The 15,655-nt window shown below is 61.6% G+C and carries 11 protein-coding genes; 1 reads left to right on the top strand and 10 read right to left on the bottom strand.

The features are described from left to right. Positions 1–542: 542 nt before the first annotated feature. The 4 genes from pssA to BLT26_RS15945 form a co-directional block, all read right to left on the bottom strand. On the bottom strand, positions 543–1,472 hold the full coding sequence (pssA, locus tag BLT26_RS15960) for a CDP-diacylglycerol--serine O-phosphatidyltransferase (protein ID WP_091517095.1): 930 nt from the start codon (positions 1,470–1,472) through the stop codon (positions 543–545). Between the two features lie 124 nt (positions 1,473–1,596). Beyond that, the gene (ilvC, locus tag BLT26_RS15955; RefSeq protein WP_091517092.1) at positions 1,597–2,622 is read right to left on the bottom strand and encodes a ketol-acid reductoisomerase; all 1,026 of its coding nucleotides are present in this window, start codon (positions 2,620–2,622) and stop codon (positions 1,597–1,599) included. A 72-nt stretch (positions 2,623–2,694) separates the two neighbouring features. Next, positions 2,695–3,186, bottom strand: coding sequence for an acetolactate synthase small subunit (ilvN, locus tag BLT26_RS15950; RefSeq protein WP_091517089.1), 492 nt, complete (start codon positions 3,184–3,186; stop codon positions 2,695–2,697). A gap of 13 nt (positions 3,187–3,199) precedes the next feature. Continuing rightward, a complete protein-coding gene (locus tag BLT26_RS15945; protein WP_091517086.1) occupies positions 3,200–4,936 on the bottom strand; it encodes an acetolactate synthase 3 large subunit in 1,737 nt (578 codons plus the stop codon). A gap of 316 nt (positions 4,937–5,252) precedes the next feature. On the opposite strand from BLT26_RS15945, the gene BLT26_RS15940 reads away from it, so the two are divergent. After that, positions 5,253–5,723 carry a DUF4124 domain-containing protein gene (locus BLT26_RS15940; protein WP_091517084.1) on the top strand — a complete coding sequence of 157 codons (471 nt, stop codon included), beginning with the start codon at positions 5,253–5,255 and terminating at the stop codon, positions 5,721–5,723. An 80-nt stretch (positions 5,724–5,803) separates the two neighbouring features. On the opposite strand, the gene BLT26_RS15935 is transcribed toward BLT26_RS15940, so the two are convergent. From BLT26_RS15935 to rluD, 6 genes are all read right to left on the bottom strand, one after another. Beyond that, complete coding sequence (locus BLT26_RS15935) at positions 5,804–6,346, bottom strand: fasciclin domain-containing protein (RefSeq protein WP_091517082.1); 543 nt, start codon at positions 6,344–6,346, stop codon at positions 5,804–5,806. A gap of 132 nt (positions 6,347–6,478) precedes the next feature. Further along, a complete protein-coding gene (locus BLT26_RS15930; protein ID WP_091517079.1) occupies positions 6,479–9,592 on the bottom strand; it encodes an efflux RND transporter permease subunit in 3,114 nt (1,037 codons plus the stop codon). Positions 9,593–9,623: 31 nt separating this feature from the next. Then, positions 9,624–10,772, bottom strand: a complete 1,149-nt coding sequence (locus BLT26_RS15925) for an efflux RND transporter periplasmic adaptor subunit (protein ID WP_245720734.1) — start codon at positions 10,770–10,772, stop codon at positions 9,624–9,626. Positions 10,773–11,040: 268 nt separating this feature from the next. Then, a complete protein-coding gene (gene clpB / locus BLT26_RS15920) occupies positions 11,041–13,647 on the bottom strand; it encodes an ATP-dependent chaperone ClpB (RefSeq protein ID WP_091517076.1) in 2,607 nt (868 codons plus the stop codon). Between the two features lie 206 nt (positions 13,648–13,853). Next, the gene (pgeF, locus tag BLT26_RS15915; RefSeq protein WP_091517074.1) at positions 13,854–14,615 is read right to left on the bottom strand and encodes a peptidoglycan editing factor PgeF; all 762 of its coding nucleotides are present in this window, start codon (positions 14,613–14,615) and stop codon (positions 13,854–13,856) included. 20 nt (positions 14,616–14,635) lie between these two features. After that, the gene (rluD, locus tag BLT26_RS15910) at positions 14,636–15,619 is read right to left on the bottom strand and encodes a 23S rRNA pseudouridine(1911/1915/1917) synthase RluD (protein ID WP_091517071.1); all 984 of its coding nucleotides are present in this window, start codon (positions 15,617–15,619) and stop codon (positions 14,636–14,638) included. Positions 15,620–15,655 lie beyond the last annotated feature (36 nt).

Below are 15,655 nucleotides of genomic sequence, written 5' to 3'. Positions count from 1 at the left end.
CCTGACTGCGGGACGCGTATTCTACACATCCGGGCTGCTGAAGCAAGTGCTTTTTAGCAGCTTTTTCCGGCTCCCTGACCGACCGCTCGGGCCTTTCCGGGAACCCCGACCACCGTTTCCGGTGACCGTCGAAGGGGCGCGCATTATATCGACCTCTTCGTGCTTGGCAAGCCTTTTTTGAAGGCTTTTTTCAGTGCCGGAGGCGATGCCCGAAGGCGTCTTTTCCCGACCCTGAAGGAGCGCCTGGCCCCTTCCGAAGTGGCGCGCGTTATAGCGAGCCCTTCGATCCTGGCAAGCTCTTTTTTCAATAAATTTTCCTAAGAAAATCAATCACTTGGAGCTGCCTCCCCACCACTTCTCAAGCAGCGAGGGCGCGAACTATACGGACTGGGAGTGCCCCGCGCAAGCACTTTTTTCACTACAGGGGAAACAACCTGAAAGAATCAGTCACCCCCCGAATTCGGCACTTGCCGTCGCGCCACCAATCTCTGGTGCCACTTTTAACTTTAGCCTCACCAGAGACGGTTCACCACTGGCCTGGCTCAGCTTTTGGGACCCTCTTTCCCTTCGCCGGCAGCGCCCTCCTCTTTCGTCTCAGCCTCGTCAGCGCTCCCCGCATCCTTGGGGGGGGCCGTCTTCGCCTCGCCGGAGATGTCACGCGCATGAAACCGGTGCCAGAGCCAGAGAGCGGGCCCTGAAAGCGTATAAACGACTGCCAGGGTCAACAGCACCCGCGGCGGATCAATGGTTACGAGGCTGAAAATCAATATGACCGCCAGCATCATCACAAAAGGCACCCGCCCCTTGAAGTCGAGTGTCTTGAAACTGGTGTACCGGAAATTGGACACCATCAGCAGTCCGGCGGCCATGGTGACCAGCGCAGCGACCACGCCCAGCCCCGGCCCAACATCGGCGTCGTGCCCCGCCCAGACCATGCTGGCCACGATCGCGGCCGCCGTGGGGCTCGCCAGTCCGATAAACACGCCCTTGTCCACGGTATCGACCTGGGTATTAAAGCGTGCCAGGCGCAGGGCCGCACAGGCGGCGTAGAGGAAGGCGGCCGCCCAGCCGAACTTGCCCAGGGGCGTCAGACCCCAGCTGAATACCACCAGCGACGGAGCGAGGCCGAATGAGACCATGTCCGACAGGGAGTCGTACTGAACGCCGAATGCGCTCTGGGTGTCGGTCAGGCGCGCCACCCGGCCATCGAGGCCATCCAGGATCATGGCGGCGAAGATGGCAATGGCAGCTGCCTCGAAATTGCCGTTGAGCCCCGCGATAATGGCGTAGAAGCCACTGAACAGGGCCCCGGTTGTAATAAGGTTGGGCAGCAGGTAAATGCCCCGCGCCCGCACCTTGCGGCCACTGGCAGAGACCTCTTCCTCGATGTGCTCATCCACCGGCAGGCGGCTTTCCTCCTGCCAATCGCCTCCCCCGGCGGCCGGCTTGCTGGCATCCCTTTTCTCGCTCATAGGTTCTCCATTCACTCTGTTTTGCTGGCGGCGAGTGTACAGCGAACGACACCGGGACGCCCAGCGCCACCGGCGCAAAAAAAAACGGCGAGGTCTCCCTCGCCGCTTTCAGTCATCGATTCCCTCAGCTGTTGCCTTCGGTTTTGTCGATGATCTTGTTGGCCTTGATCCAGGGCATCATGCCCCGCAGTTTCGCACCCACCTGCTCGATCGGGTGCTCGCTGCTGATCCGGCGCTCGGCCTTCAGGCGCGGCTGGCCCGCGAGGGACTCCAGCATGAAATCCTTGGCGAAGCGGCCCGCCTGGATATCCTTCAGCACGCGCTTCATCTCTGCCTTGGTTTCCTCGGTGACTATCCGCGGGCCGGTGACATAGTCGCCGTACTCCGCAGTGTTGGAGATAGAATAGCGCATATCCGCAATGCCACCCTGGTACATCAGGTCGACGATCAGCTTGAGCTCATGCAGGCACTCGAAATAAGCCATCTCCGGGGCATAGCCAGCTTCGGTCAGGGTTTCAAAGCCCGCCATCACCAGCGCCGATACACCGCCGCAAAGGACTGCCTGCTCCCCGAAAAGGTCGGTCTCGGTCTCTTCGCGGAAATTGGTCTCGATAATGCCGGAGCGGCCGCCACCGTTGGCGGAGGCATATGACAACGCCAGTTGCTTGGCAGTACCGCTCGCGTCCTGGTATACGGCAATCAGGGTCGGCACACCGCCGCCTTCCAGGTAAGTGGAACGCACAGTGTGGCCCGGGCCCTTGGGCGCAATCATGATCACATCCACATCCTTCGGCGGCTCGATCAGCTCGAAGTGGACATTGAAGCCGTGGGCAAAAGCCAGCGCAGCGCCTGAGCGCAGGTAGGGCGCCACCTGCTCGCGGTAGACTGCGGCCTGGTATTCATCCGGCGTAAGGATCATGACAACGTCGGCATCCTTCACCGCGTCGGCCACCTCAGCCACACGCAGGCCGGCCTTTTCCGCCTTGCTCCAGGAGGCGGAGCCCTTGCGCAGGCCGACCACCACGTTTTTCACTCCGGAGTCCTTGAGGTTGTTGGCGTGGGCATGGCCCTGGGAGCCATAACCGATGATGGCCACGGTCTTTTGCTGGATCAAAGACTGGTCGCAATCTTTATCGTAAAAAACTTGCATTGTTCACTTCCTATATCAATCGAACTGAATTTTGAATTTTTCCCTGCAGCCGTCAGCAACGGCCAGCCGGACTTAAATACTCAGGACCTTTTCTCCGCGGGCGATACCCGAGACCCCGGAACGGACCACCTCCATGATGGTGTGCTCACCGAGGGCCTGCAGGAATGCGTCGAGCTTGTCACTGGTCCCCGCCACCTGCACTGTGTACATGTTGCTGGTGACATCGACGATCTGCCCGCGGAAGATATCCACGCTGCGCTTGACCTCATCGCGCTGTGCACCGGAGGCCCGCACCTTCACCAACAGGAGCTCTCGCTCGATATGGGAACCCTCCGTCAGGTCCACCAGCTTCACCACATCGATCAGCTTGTTCAGGTTCTTGGTGATCTGCTCGATCTTGTGGTCGTCGCCGATGGTCACCATGGTCAGGCGCGACAGGGTTTCATCCTCGGTGGGCGCCACGGTCAGCGTCTCGATGTTATAGCCACGCTGGGAGAACAGCCCCACCACCCGGGAGAGCGCGCCGGGCTCGTTTTCCATTAAAACTGAAATAATTCTGCGCATGATTCTGACTTCCCTAGGTCCGCTCCGTCTTGCTCAGCCACATATCCCGCATCGAGCCATTGGGCATCACCTGCATGGGATAGACGTGCTCAGACGGATCGACGTAGACGTCGATAAACACCGTGCGGTCCTTGATGGCGAAGGCCTCAGCCAGCTTGTCACGCAGTTCCTCGCGCCGCTCGATCTTCATTCCCAGGTGCCCGTATGCCTCGGCGAGCTTGACGAAGTCCGGCAGCGACTCCTCGTAGACACTGTTGGAAAGGCGCCCCTCGTACTGCATTTCCTGCCACTGTTTCACCATGCCCAGGGCCTGGTTGTTCAGGCAGAGGATCTTGACCGGCAGGTGGTACTGGGTGGCGGTAGACAGCTCCTGGATACACATCTGGATGCTGCCTTCCCCGGTCACACAGATCACCTCGCTGTCGGGATGGGCAATTTTCACCCCCAGGGCGGCCGGCAGGCCGAAACCCATGGTCCCGAGGCCGCCGGAATTGATCCAGCGGCGTGGCTTGTCAAAGCGGTAGTACTGGGCAGCAAACATCTGGTGCTGCCCCACGTCCGAGGTGACAAAGGCGTCGCCGCCGGTGATCTCGTGTACCGCCGTTATCACCTCCTGCGGCATGATCAGCGCACCGTCGGTGCGGTAGCGCGGCGCGGTATAGATTCCGTGGCGCTCGCGCCAGTCATCAATCTGGCGCCACCAGTCGACGATAGCCGACTGGTCCGGCTGCTCGCCCGATTCCCGCAGCATGTCGAGCATATCCCGCAGGACCGACTGAACCGTGCCTACGATGGGTATGTCCGCAACGATGGTCTTGGAGATGGAGGCCGGGTCCACATCCACGTGGATGATCTTGGCACCCGGACAGAACTTGCCGGGCGTGTTCGTGACCCGATCGTCAAAGCGCGCGCCGATGGCGAAGATCACATCAGCGTGGTGCATGGCGGTATTGGCTTCGAAGGTGCCATGCATGCCCAGCATGCCCAGGAAGCGGCGGTCGCTGCCCGGGTATGCGCCCAGTCCCATCAGGGTATTGGTGACCGGATAGTTCAGGGCCTGCGCCAGCTCGGTGAGCAGCTCAGCGCCATCCCCCTGCACCACACCGCCACCGGCATAGATGACCGGGCGCCGCGCGGAGAGCAGAAGGGCCAGTGCCTTGCGGATCTGGCCCGTATGCCCCTTGCCCGCCGGCGTGTAGGAGCGCATGCGCAGCTTCTCCGGATACTCATAGGGGAAGCGGTCCGCCGGGTTGGTGACATCCTTGGGCACATCGATCACCACAGGCCCGGGTCGGCCGGTGCTGGCAATGTAAAACGCCTTCTTCACCACCGCGGGGATCTCTTCGGCACTCTTGACGAGGAAACTGTGTTTCACGATCGGCCGGGAGCAGCCCACCATATCGGTTTCCTGGAAGGCATCCTCACCGATCTTGTCGCTCGGCACCTGCCCGGAAATCACCACCATCGGGATCGAGTCCATGTAAGCCGTGGCGATCCCCGTAATGGCATTGGTGGCACCCGGCCCGGAAGTCACCAGCACCACGCCGGGCTTCCCGGTTGCACGGGCATACCCGTCCGCAGCATGGGTCGCCCCCTGCTCATGACGCACGAGCACATGCTTGATGCCCTTCTGGCGGAAGATGGCATCGTAAATGTGCAATGCCGAACCACCTGGATAGCCGAATATCAGGTCTACCCCTTCATCCTGCAGCGCGCGAACCAACATATCGCCGCCGGAGAGTAATTCCACTGAAGCCCCCTAAAATCTCACATAAATTAGGACAATCATCTTCCTGCGCACTTGCCTTGCCTGACAAAATGAAACGCAGGCCGCGATTATAAGGCTTTTTGATGACAAATATCAGCCTTATGCGCGACAAAGATGGATTTTTAGGATGACGAGACCGCCCGGCGCCCTCCGCTGTCGCGCGTTCGCGCGACGGCCAGGCCGGCTCCGCCAGCCATACAGGGTAAAAATGTTAAGGCGGTTGCAGGAATCTCTCCCCATACGGGTAGAATGACAGCCGATACTCATAACTCCATGTAACAATACTCAAGGGGCCCAAATGCGTTTCCTCTCTGCAATCCTGCTGGCCAGCCTGGCCTCCGCCACGCTCGCCGACGGCATCTACAAGTGGAAAGACGAAAACGGCGTGGTCCATTTCGGCTCCCAGCCGCCACAGGAAAAGAAGGTGGAGGTAGTCAAGGAGCCCCGGTCAGAACGCTACAAACAGTGGAAAAAGGAGCAACAGGCGGCGAAAGCACAGCAGGCGCCGGACGATGAGGCTTCATTGACAGAGACCGCCAGGAAAGAGACCGCCGCAGCCCCGGACGATGCCCAGGACAAGGCGCTGTCCCAGGCGCAAAAGGCCGTGCGCGCACAGCGATGCCGCCAGGCGCAGAATAACCTGCAGGAATTGAGCACGCATTCTCAGGTGCGCGAGGTGGATGCCTCCGGGAAGCTGCGGGTCCTGCCAGAGGAAGAGCGCCAGGCGCGTATTCGCCGGGCGCGCGAGGTAATTGAAAAAGACTGCTGACCGCAGCGCCTCGCGGGCGCGCAACCCTAAAAAAGAAAAGGCGGCCATGGAGGCCGCCTCAACCGAGTCTCGCCGACCCGCTACTTCTTGGTGGGCATCAGAACCCCGTTGATCACATGGACGACGCCGTTGGAGCTCATGAGGTCTGCCTGCAACACCGTGGCGGTATTGCCCCTGGCGTCGGTGACCGTCACCTTACCACCATCAGCCCTCAGGGTTAGCTTCTCGCCCTGCACCGTGTCCACGGTCGCATGGCCACCACCCTTCTTGATCATCTCCATCACCACCTCAGCGGTCGCCTTCCCGGGAACCACGTGATAGCCCAGGATCTTCTGCAGCTTCTGCTGGTTTTCCGGCTTCATCAATTCCTCCACCTTACCCTGTGGCAACGCAGCAAAAGCGTCGTCCGTAGGTGCGAAGACGGTGAAAGGCCCTTCACTGTTCAGGGTGTCGACGAGGCCCGCGGCCTTGATAGCTTCGACCAGCACGGACAGGCTCTCGGCCTTATATGCATTTTCTGCAATCGTCTTGTTGGGATCAGCCTGCAGCGACCCACAGTACAGGGCCGCCAGCACCAGTGGCGCCCACATAAATCGGGAAAGGAGCTGTTTGAAAGTACGCATAATTTCACCTCCACAGTGAAACGTTCTGGGAATCCCGGTTGGCCGCGGCCAATCCGAATCGGACTGGGGGGCAGTATAGGGTGGCCCCCCAGCGCCCCAAATAGGGAAAAGCGCTGCGTATTCTGTGGCTCCTTAGCCGGAACCTGCTGGCTGGCCTTCACCGCGCCTTGCCGGGCCAAGGCCCGACTGCGGTTTTGCCTGCTGGAAGTCCCGCCCCAGGTACAGGTACATGGCCGGTACCACAAACAGTGTGAAGAGGGTGCCGATGGTCATTCCGGTAGCCACCACCAGTCCCATGGCAAAACGCGCTCCTCCGCCGGGCCCTGCGGCCAGCAGCAGGGGAACCATGGCGAGAACCAGTGAGGCGGTGGTCATGAGAATAGGGCGCAGGCGAATGCTGGCGGCTTCCTCGATCGCCGAGCGCTTGTCCCTGCCCTCAAGCTGCAGCTTGTTGGCAAACTCGACAATCAGGATCCCATGCTTGGAAATCACCCCGATCAGCGTAACGAGGCCCACCTGGGTATAGATATTCAGCGTGGTCAGGCCCAGGCTCACAAAGATCATGGCCCCACACACGCTCATGGGAACAGTAACCAGCATAATCAGCGGGTCCCGCCAGCTCTCGAACTGTGCCGCGAGCACCAGGTAAATCACTACCAGGGCAAAAAAGAAGGTGACCACAAGCTGGGAGCCCTCGGCCTTGTACTGGCGCGACTGGCCGGCGTAGTCCACCGAGTAACCGGGCGGGAGTACATCTGCGGCCGCTGCCTCGAGTATGGCCAGGGACTCCCCCAGGGTGATACCCGGCCGCGGGACGCCCGAGATGGTGACTGCATTGAGCTGCTGGAAGCGCTTCAACTGCTGCGGCTCCACCGTTTCCTCGAGCCGGACCAGGGTCGACATGGGCACCAGCTGCCCCGAGCCGGCGCGAATGTAGTACTGCTTGAGCTGGTCCCCGGTCAGCCGCTCACGCCGCACCACCTGGGGAATCACCTTGTAACTGCGGTTTTCCAGCGAAAAGCGATTCGTGTAGGCTCCCGACATCATCGCGCCGAGTTCGCGGCCAATATCGGCCATGGTGATGCCCATTGAAGCCGCCTTGTCGCGCTCCACCAGTACCCGCAACTTCGGCTTGTCCAGCTTGAGGTCCGAATCGACAAAGATGAATTTGCGGCTGGCCTGCGCACGCTCCATGATCTCCCCGGCAAACCCCGCCAGGCTCTCCATGGGCTCGGTGGACCCGATCACGAATTCCACCGGCAGGCGACCGCCGGCGGTGGGCAGGCTGGGTGGCACCACCACCGCCACCTTGAGCCCGGCAATCTGCACCACCTCACCGCTGATAATCTCCTGCATCTCCGCGGTGCCCTTGTCGCGCCTCTTCCAGGGCACCAGCACAAACCCGGCAATGGCACTGTTGGTCGCGTTGCCGGCGCCGCCGACTCCGTTGAGCAGGAAGATGTTCTCCACGTCCTCATGGCGCCGGGCGATGGCATTGAGTTCGCCAGTGAACTGCTGCAGGTAATCGAGCGTGGCGAAGGAATCGGCCGAGGAAATCGTAAGCACGAAACCGCGGTCCTCCTTGGGCTCCAGCTCGCTGGGCGAGGTGACAAACAGGAAATAGCAGCTTGCCAGTACGATCAGCCCGAATACCAGGATCACCAGGCGGTCATCGAGCGCGTTGTGCAGTCGCCGCTGGTAACCGTGCTGCATCCGCTCAAACTGCCGCTCGAGCCACCGCTCCAGCCTGTTGCCGCCATCGCTGCTATGGGGCTGCAGGATCCTTGACGCCATCATCGGTGACAGCGTCAGGGCCACCACGCCGGAAAGTAACACCGCACCCGCCAGTGAAAAGGCGAACTCTACGAACAGGGTGCCGGTGAGGCCACCGAGAAAACCGATCGGGAGATACACGGCGATCAGCGTGGTGGTCATGGCCACTACCGGCCAGGCCAGCTCCCGGGCCCCGCGGACGGCGGCATCCACCGGCGCCATTCCCTCTTCGATATGCCGGTGCACGTTTTCCAGCACGATGATGGCATCGTCCACCACGATGCCGATGGCCAGCACCATGGCCAGTAGTGTAAGCAGGTTGATGCTGAATCCCATCAACAGCATCAGGAACAGCGCCCCCACCAGCGACAGTGGCACAGCCACTGCCGGGATGACCACGCTGCGCAGTGAGCCCAGGAACAGGTAGATCACCACAATGACAATCAGCACGGCCTCGACAATGGTCTTCACCACCTCATTGATGGAGTCCTGGATGTATTCGGTGCTGTCGTAGGGTATCTCACCGATCAGGCCCTCGGGCAGCTGGGGGAAGATCTCTTGCTCGAGCTTGGCCCGCACCTGGCGGATCACGTCCAGTGCGTTGGCATCCGGGGCCACCTCAATCGCGATGAAGGTAGCGGAACGCGCATTGAAGGTCACCGAGCTGTCGTAGGACTCGGATCCCAGTTCCACTTCCGCCACCTCCCCCAGGCGGACGATACGGTCGCCATCGGAACGCACCACCAGGTTGCGGAATGCCTCTTCAGTGGCGATGTCTGTATCCGCGGAGACCTCCACTGTGACCCAGGTGTCCTTGGTGCTGCCTACCGCCGACAGGACGTTGTTGGCGCGCAGTGCGGCACTGATATCTCCCGGTGTGACTTCCTTTGCCGCCATCTCGGCAGGCTTGAGCCACACACGCATGGCGAAGGTGCGATTGCCCAGGAGTCGCGCCCGCTGCACACCCGGGATGGTCGAAAGCTTCGGCTGCACCACGCGGGTGAGGTAATCGGTGATCTGGTTGTTATCGAGGATCGATGACGAAAAGGACAGGTACATGGCCGCTACCGTCTGACCAATCGCCATATCCACGGTGGAATCTTCCGACTCCTCCGGCAACTCGCTACGCAGCCGGTTGACCTTGGCCACCACCTGGGTCAACACCTCGTTGGGATCAAAGTCCAGGCGGACATAGGCCTGGATGGTGGAAACACCCTGGACACTGGTGGACACCATGTAATCGATGCCGTCGGCAGTTGCGATTTCCTGCTCCAGCGGCGTCGTGATAAAGCCCTGCACCAGGTTTGCATCCGCGCCGACATACACCGTGGTGACGGTAATCACCGCGTTCTGCAGCTCCGGATACTCACGCACATTCAACTCGGTGACAGCGCGCAGGCCCAGCAAAAAAATGAACAGGCTGACCACTGAGGCCAGCACCGGCTTGCGGATAAATATCTCGGTGAAATTCACGCTGGTGTCCCGTGTATAGCGGTGACCATGGTCAGCTGTTCCCGGGTCGCGGATTCAGTTTTACCGGCATCTCGTTCTCGTTATTGATCCTGACCGGCCCCCGGTTGCGCAATTTCAGCAGGCCGCTGGTAGCGACCCGCGCTCCCTCCTGCACACCCTCGATGATTTCCACCAGGTTGCCCCGCTCCTCCCCGGTTTTCACAAACCGCTTATGGGCGATAAGGCCACCCCCATCGGGATCCTTCTTCAGCACGAAAACGGCATTGCCGTAGGGCGAAAAGCTCACCGCCGTGCGCGGCACCACCAGCAGTGCACGACGCCCCGGCAGGTCCAGCGTGACATCGGCAAACATGCCCGGCCGCAACAGGTCACCGGGATTGTCCATGGTGGCCTGGACGAGGACATTGCGGCTGGCATTATCAATACGGGGGCTGATCGCCGATACTTTCCCCGGAAATGTCTTTTCCGGATAGGTGTCCGTAGTGACGTTGATGGCCAGCCCCACTTTGATCTGGGAGAGGGCCTGCTCGGGAAGGTAGAAATCCACGAATATGGGATTCATCTGCTGCAGTGAGACCACGGGATCACCGGGCGCCACATTCTGCCCCAGGTCCACCCGGCGGATGCCCAGCCGCCCGGAGAAAGGCGCCACCACTGTGCGCTTCTCCACCTCCTCCCGCTGCACCCGGATATTCGCCAGCACCTGCTCCAGCTTGCTCAGGGTCTCGTCGAGTTCCGCGTCGGTGGTAACCCCCCTTACATGCAGTGCCTTGATACGATCATGGTCCCGTCGCGCGAGTCGCAGTTCCGCCTCCAGCACGTCCAGCTGGGCCTTCTCCGGTTCTGCCGACAGTTCGGCCAGAAGGTCGCCTTTTTCCACCCGCTGGCCGGAATCAAACAGAATACGCTTGACTACGCCCTGGGCCCGGGTGGTGACTTCCACGCCGTTTACCGCACGCATGGTCCCCACTGCGCTGAGGGTTTGCTGCCACAGCTGGCGTTCAACACGCGCAGCCGTTACCGTCGCTGCCGGCAACGGCATGTTGTCGAACGCCCGGTTCATCATGACCTTGCCGAACATCTTGAAGGCAAAAATGCCGCCAAACAGCAGCAGGCAGCCCAGTAACATCAGTACCATGCGCCTGTTGAAGACCGGATTGCGTTCCGCCCCTTTTGCCACTGAAGGTTCCTGTGCCTCTCGTGCCAGCTTTCCAGACCTGCCATGTGGCCGTTGCCCGATGCACAGCCTGGCGACAATCAGGACCGGCAAAGTTGCCGGGCCCAGCTGTCAGGATAGGCAAGCCCCGGCATAAATGGCGGCCCCCGACCCCCGCCAGGGGGAAAGAGAAGAATGTCCGGGAGAGGAGATCTCTGGCGAGGAAAGAAAGAGGAAAGCAACGAGACGCCGGCGCCCGAGCGGGCGCCGGCGGAGAACGGGAGCAGGGAGGCTACTTGCGGAATACCGCGTGGTCGCCTTCCAGCTCGGCGTGGATGGTATCCCCGGGGACGAACTTGCCCGCCAGGATGTCCTGGGAGAGCGGGTTTTCAAGCCACATCTGGATAGCGCGCTTGAGCGGTCGCGCCCCGTAAACAGGATCGAACCCGACGTCCGCCAACCTGTCCATCAGCGACTCACTGATCTCCAGCTTCAGTTCGCGCTCTGCCAGCCGCCCACGCAGGTGCTCCAGCTGGATTTCGGCGATCGAGCGCACCTGGGCCTTGCCCAGCGGGTGGAATACCACGACCTCGTCGATCCGGTTGATGAACTCGGGGCGGAAGTGGTCGCCCACCACATCCATCACAGCATTCTTCATCTGGCGGTAGTGGATTTCGCTGTCCAGTTCATCCTCTTCTTTCTTGCTGGCGAATTTCTGGATCAGGTCGGAACCCAGGTTGGAAGTCATGACGACCACCGTGTTGCGGAAGTCGACGGTGCGCCCCTGGCCGTCGGTAAGCCGGCCGTCCTCGAGTACCTGCAGCAGGATATTGAACACATCCGGGTGCGCCTTTTCCACCTCGTCCAGCAGCACAACGGAATAGGGTTTGCGCCGCACCGCCTCGGTCAGGTAGCCGCCCTCCTCGTAGCCGACATAGCCGGGCGGCGCACCAATCAGCCGCGCGACCGAGTGCTTCTCCATGAATTCCGACATATCGATCCGCACCATCGCGTCCTGGCTGTCGAACAGGAATTCTGCCAGTGACTTGCAAAGCTCGGTCTTGCCCACCCCGGTCGGCCCCAGGAACAGGAAGGATCCGTTGGGGCGGTTGGGGTCAGACAGTCCCGCGCGGGAGCGGCGCACGGCGTTGGCCACCGCCGTGACCGCCTCATCCTGGCCGACGACACGGTTATGCAGCGCGTCTTCCATGCGCAGCAGCTTTTCCCGTTCACCCTCGAGCATTTTTGACACCGGGATCCCGGTCCAGCGGGAAACCACCTCCGCCACCTCCTCATCGGTGACACGGTTGCGCAGCAGGCGCGGTTCCTCACTGCTTTCGCTACTGGCGGCCTGCTGCAGCTGCTGTTCCAGTTGCGGTATGACACCGTACTGGAGCTCCGACATGCGCGTCAGGTCACCGGCGCGGCGCGCGGCCTCCATATCCAGTTTGGCCTGCTCCAGTTTTTCCTTGACGTCGTGGCTGCCGGCGAGCTGGGCCTTCTCCGCCTTCCACACTTCCTCGAGGTCGGCGTATTCCTTTTCGATTTCGCGGATATCCTCCTCGAGCTTCGCCAGGCGTTTCTGCGCCGCCTCATCATCCTTGTCTTTCTTAACCGCCTCGCGCTCGATCTTGAGCTGGATCAGGCGGCGCTCGAGCTTGTCCATAGACTCGGGCTTGGAATCGATTTCCATGCGGATCCGGCTGGCCGCCTCGTCGATCAGGTCGATGGCCTTGTCCGGCAGCTGGCGGTCAGTAATGTAGCGTTGTGACAGTTTGGTGGCGGCGATAATTGCCGAGTCGGTGATATCTACTCCGTGGTGGACCTCGTAGCGCTCCTTGAGGCCGCGCAGGATGGCGATGGTGTCCTCTTCCGTGGGCTCATCCACCAGCACTTTCTGGAAACGGCGCTCCAGCGCCGCATCCTTTTCGATGTACTTGCGGTACTCGTCGAGGGTGGTGGCACCCACGCAGTGCAGTTCGCCGCGCGCCAGGGCCGGCTTGAGCATATTGCCGGCATCCATGGCGCCCTCAGCCTTGCCCGCTCCGACCATGGTGTGCAGCTCGTCGATAAAGAGGATAACGCGCCCCTCCTGTTTGGAGAGCTCGTTCAGTACGGCCTTGAGGCGCTCCTCGAACTCACCGCGGAACTTGGCACCGGCCAGCAGCGCGCCGAGGTCGAGCGACAACAGTCGCTTGTCTTTCAGGCCCTCGGGTACCTCGCCGTTGACGATCCTTTGCGCCAGGCCCTCGACGATGGCGGTCTTGCCGACGCCCGGCTCACCGATCAATACCGGGTTGTTCTTGGTGCGCCGCTGCAATACCTGGATGGTGCGACGAATTTCGTCGTCCCTTCCGATCACCGGGTCGAGCTTTCCGGCCACTGCTCGCTCGGTCAGGTCCAGCGTGTACTTGTCCAGCGCCTGGCGCGCATCCTCGGCACCGGCATCGCTGACCTTCTCATCGCCACGCACCTTGTCGATGGCTGCCTGCAACTGTTTCAGGTCGCCATTGGCGAGCAGGATCTTGGATATTTCCCCGGCCGCGGGGTCAAATGCCGCCAATAGCACAGTCTCGCTGGCGATAAAGGAATCACCCCGCTGCTGGGCCTTTTTATCGGCCAGGTTGAGCAGCCGCACGAGTTCCTGCGACATTCCGACATCCCCGGTCGGCGTGGCCACCGTCGGCAGGCTGTCGAGACGCTTGGCGATATCATTGCGCAGGCCATTCATATTGAAGCCGGCCTGTGACAGGAACGCCGGCACACTGCCGTTGTTCTGGTCGAGCAGGGCCTGGAGCAGGTGTTCGGGATAAATCTGGTTATTGTCGCGCCCAATGGCAAGCGACTGCGCGTCAGCAATGGCCGCCTGCAACGGGTTTGTCATCTTGTCTATGCGCATTGGCTTTTCCCCTCCTCGACAGGGTAAAGAGAAAGTCGAATGGGTAACCGGGAGGTGCCTGGCGGGTTCCCTCCTTCAGTCTAGGCATCCTGCGGGCCGGCCCGCATTGCCTGCTGTCGGGAAAAGAAATGGGGGCGCGGCGGGGCATTTCAATACCCCCACGGTGATCCGGGTTATTCACCGTCGCACAAGCAGGATGTAACCGATCAGGCCAGCCAGACCAGGGTCGCCATGCGCCCGGTCTCGCCATCGCGCCGATAGGAATAGAAAGCGTCGCTCTCTTCGAAGGTACAGTGGTCGCCACCGGTAATTTCCGTCACCCCCAGGCTCTGCAGCTCCGCACGCGCCAGCGCATAGATATCCGCGAGAAAATGCAGCGGCTTGGCCGAGTGCGGGCGGAAACATCCGGCGACCTTTTCGGTGTGCTCACTATCCATCGCGTGCTCAAAAAACATTTCCAGCACATCGACGCCGGTTTCGAACGCGCGCGGGCCAATGGCAGGTCCCAGCCACGCCAGCAGCTCATCGGGATTGCAGTCAAATGCACGCACACTGTTACGCACCACGCCGGTTGCGAGTCCGCGCCAGCCCGCGTGCACTGCGGCGACCTGGGTGCCGGCGCGATTGCACAGCAGCAGCGGCAGGCAGTCAGCTGTGAGCACCGCGCAGACGATCCCCGCTTCCCGCGCAATGCTTGCATCCGCAGTACGCACCAGGCCATCGCCCCGGGCCTCGACAATCCGGTCACTGTGGATCTGTTCCAGCCATTGGGGCTCAACCGGTAATTCCAGCTCTTTCCCCAACAGGCGGCGGTTTGCCTCCACCGCCCCGTCGTCGTCACCCACATGGGCAGCCAGGTTGAACGAGCTGTAGGGGCCGCCACTGTGCCCGCCACTGCGCAGCGTCGTCACTGCATGGACATGGGCGGGGGCGCTCCAGTCGGGTTTCAGGTAATGATCGACACTCATGTTTTTTTCTGGGTCCTGTCTCAGCCGGCAGTCAGCGGTGTATTGCGCCCGCGCCGCATGTCCGTGCGCAGCAGTTCGAGCAACTGCAGCATATCTGCGGGGAGCGGTGCGCTCCAGTGCATTTCGCGGCCGGTGTCGGGATGCACCAGCGCCAGTTCTGCCGCGTGCAGGGCCTGGCGGGGAAACTGTTGCAGGCCCTGGACCAGTTCCGGACTGGCTTCCGGTGGCAGGCGCGGGCGGCCCCCGTACAGCGGGTCTCCCACCAGCGGGTGCCGGATATGGGCCATATGTACCCGGATCTGGTGCGTCCGTCCCGTCTCAAGCTGGCAACGCACCAGGGTGTGGGCGCGAAAACGCTCCTCGACCCGGTAGTGGGTAATGGCCTCCTTACCGCCGTGGTCCAGAACCGCCATTTTCAGGCGGTTCTGCCGGTGCCGGCCAATGGCGGCGTCCACGGTACCGCCGCCGGTGATCACGCCCTGGGCGATGGCGTCATACTGCCGGCTCACGGTGCGCTGCTTAAGTTGTTCCACCAGGCTGGTCTGGGCGGGCAGGGTCTTGGCCACCACCATCAGGCCGCTGGTGTCCTTGTCCAGCCGGTGCACAATGCCCGCACGGGGGATCTTCTCCAGCGACGGGCAATGGTAGAGCAGGCCGTTCAGGAGGGTGCCATCCGGGTTGCCAGCGGCCGGGTGCACCACGAGCCCCGGCTGCTTGTCGATGACCAGCAGGCTTGTGTCCTCATAGACGACCCGCAGGTCAATCTGCTGGGGACGCCACTCGCCGGCCGGCTCCAGCTCCGCACTCAGCTGCAGGCGCTCGCCACCAAAGAGCTTGTCCCTGGGCCGCGCGGCGCGACCATCTACAGTCAGCTGCCCCGCCCTGATCCAGCCCTGCAACCTGGCGCGGGAATAGTCGGGAATTAATTCGGCTGCGGCCTGGTCTAAGCGCTGGCCGGCCATACTGGTCGGGACTTCAAGTTCAAGTTCCACTTGGTCAGTCATTGATCGGGCTCAAATACTTTGGACGGCTGCGCGACT

Origin of the sequence: Microbulbifer yueqingensis, assembly GCF_900100355.1 — a bacterium.
GTDB lineage: Bacteria > Pseudomonadota > Gammaproteobacteria > Pseudomonadales > Cellvibrionaceae > Microbulbifer > Microbulbifer yueqingensis.
Note: the sequence above shows the minus strand (reverse complement) of the source record. Positions and strands in the feature narration are given on the sequence as shown.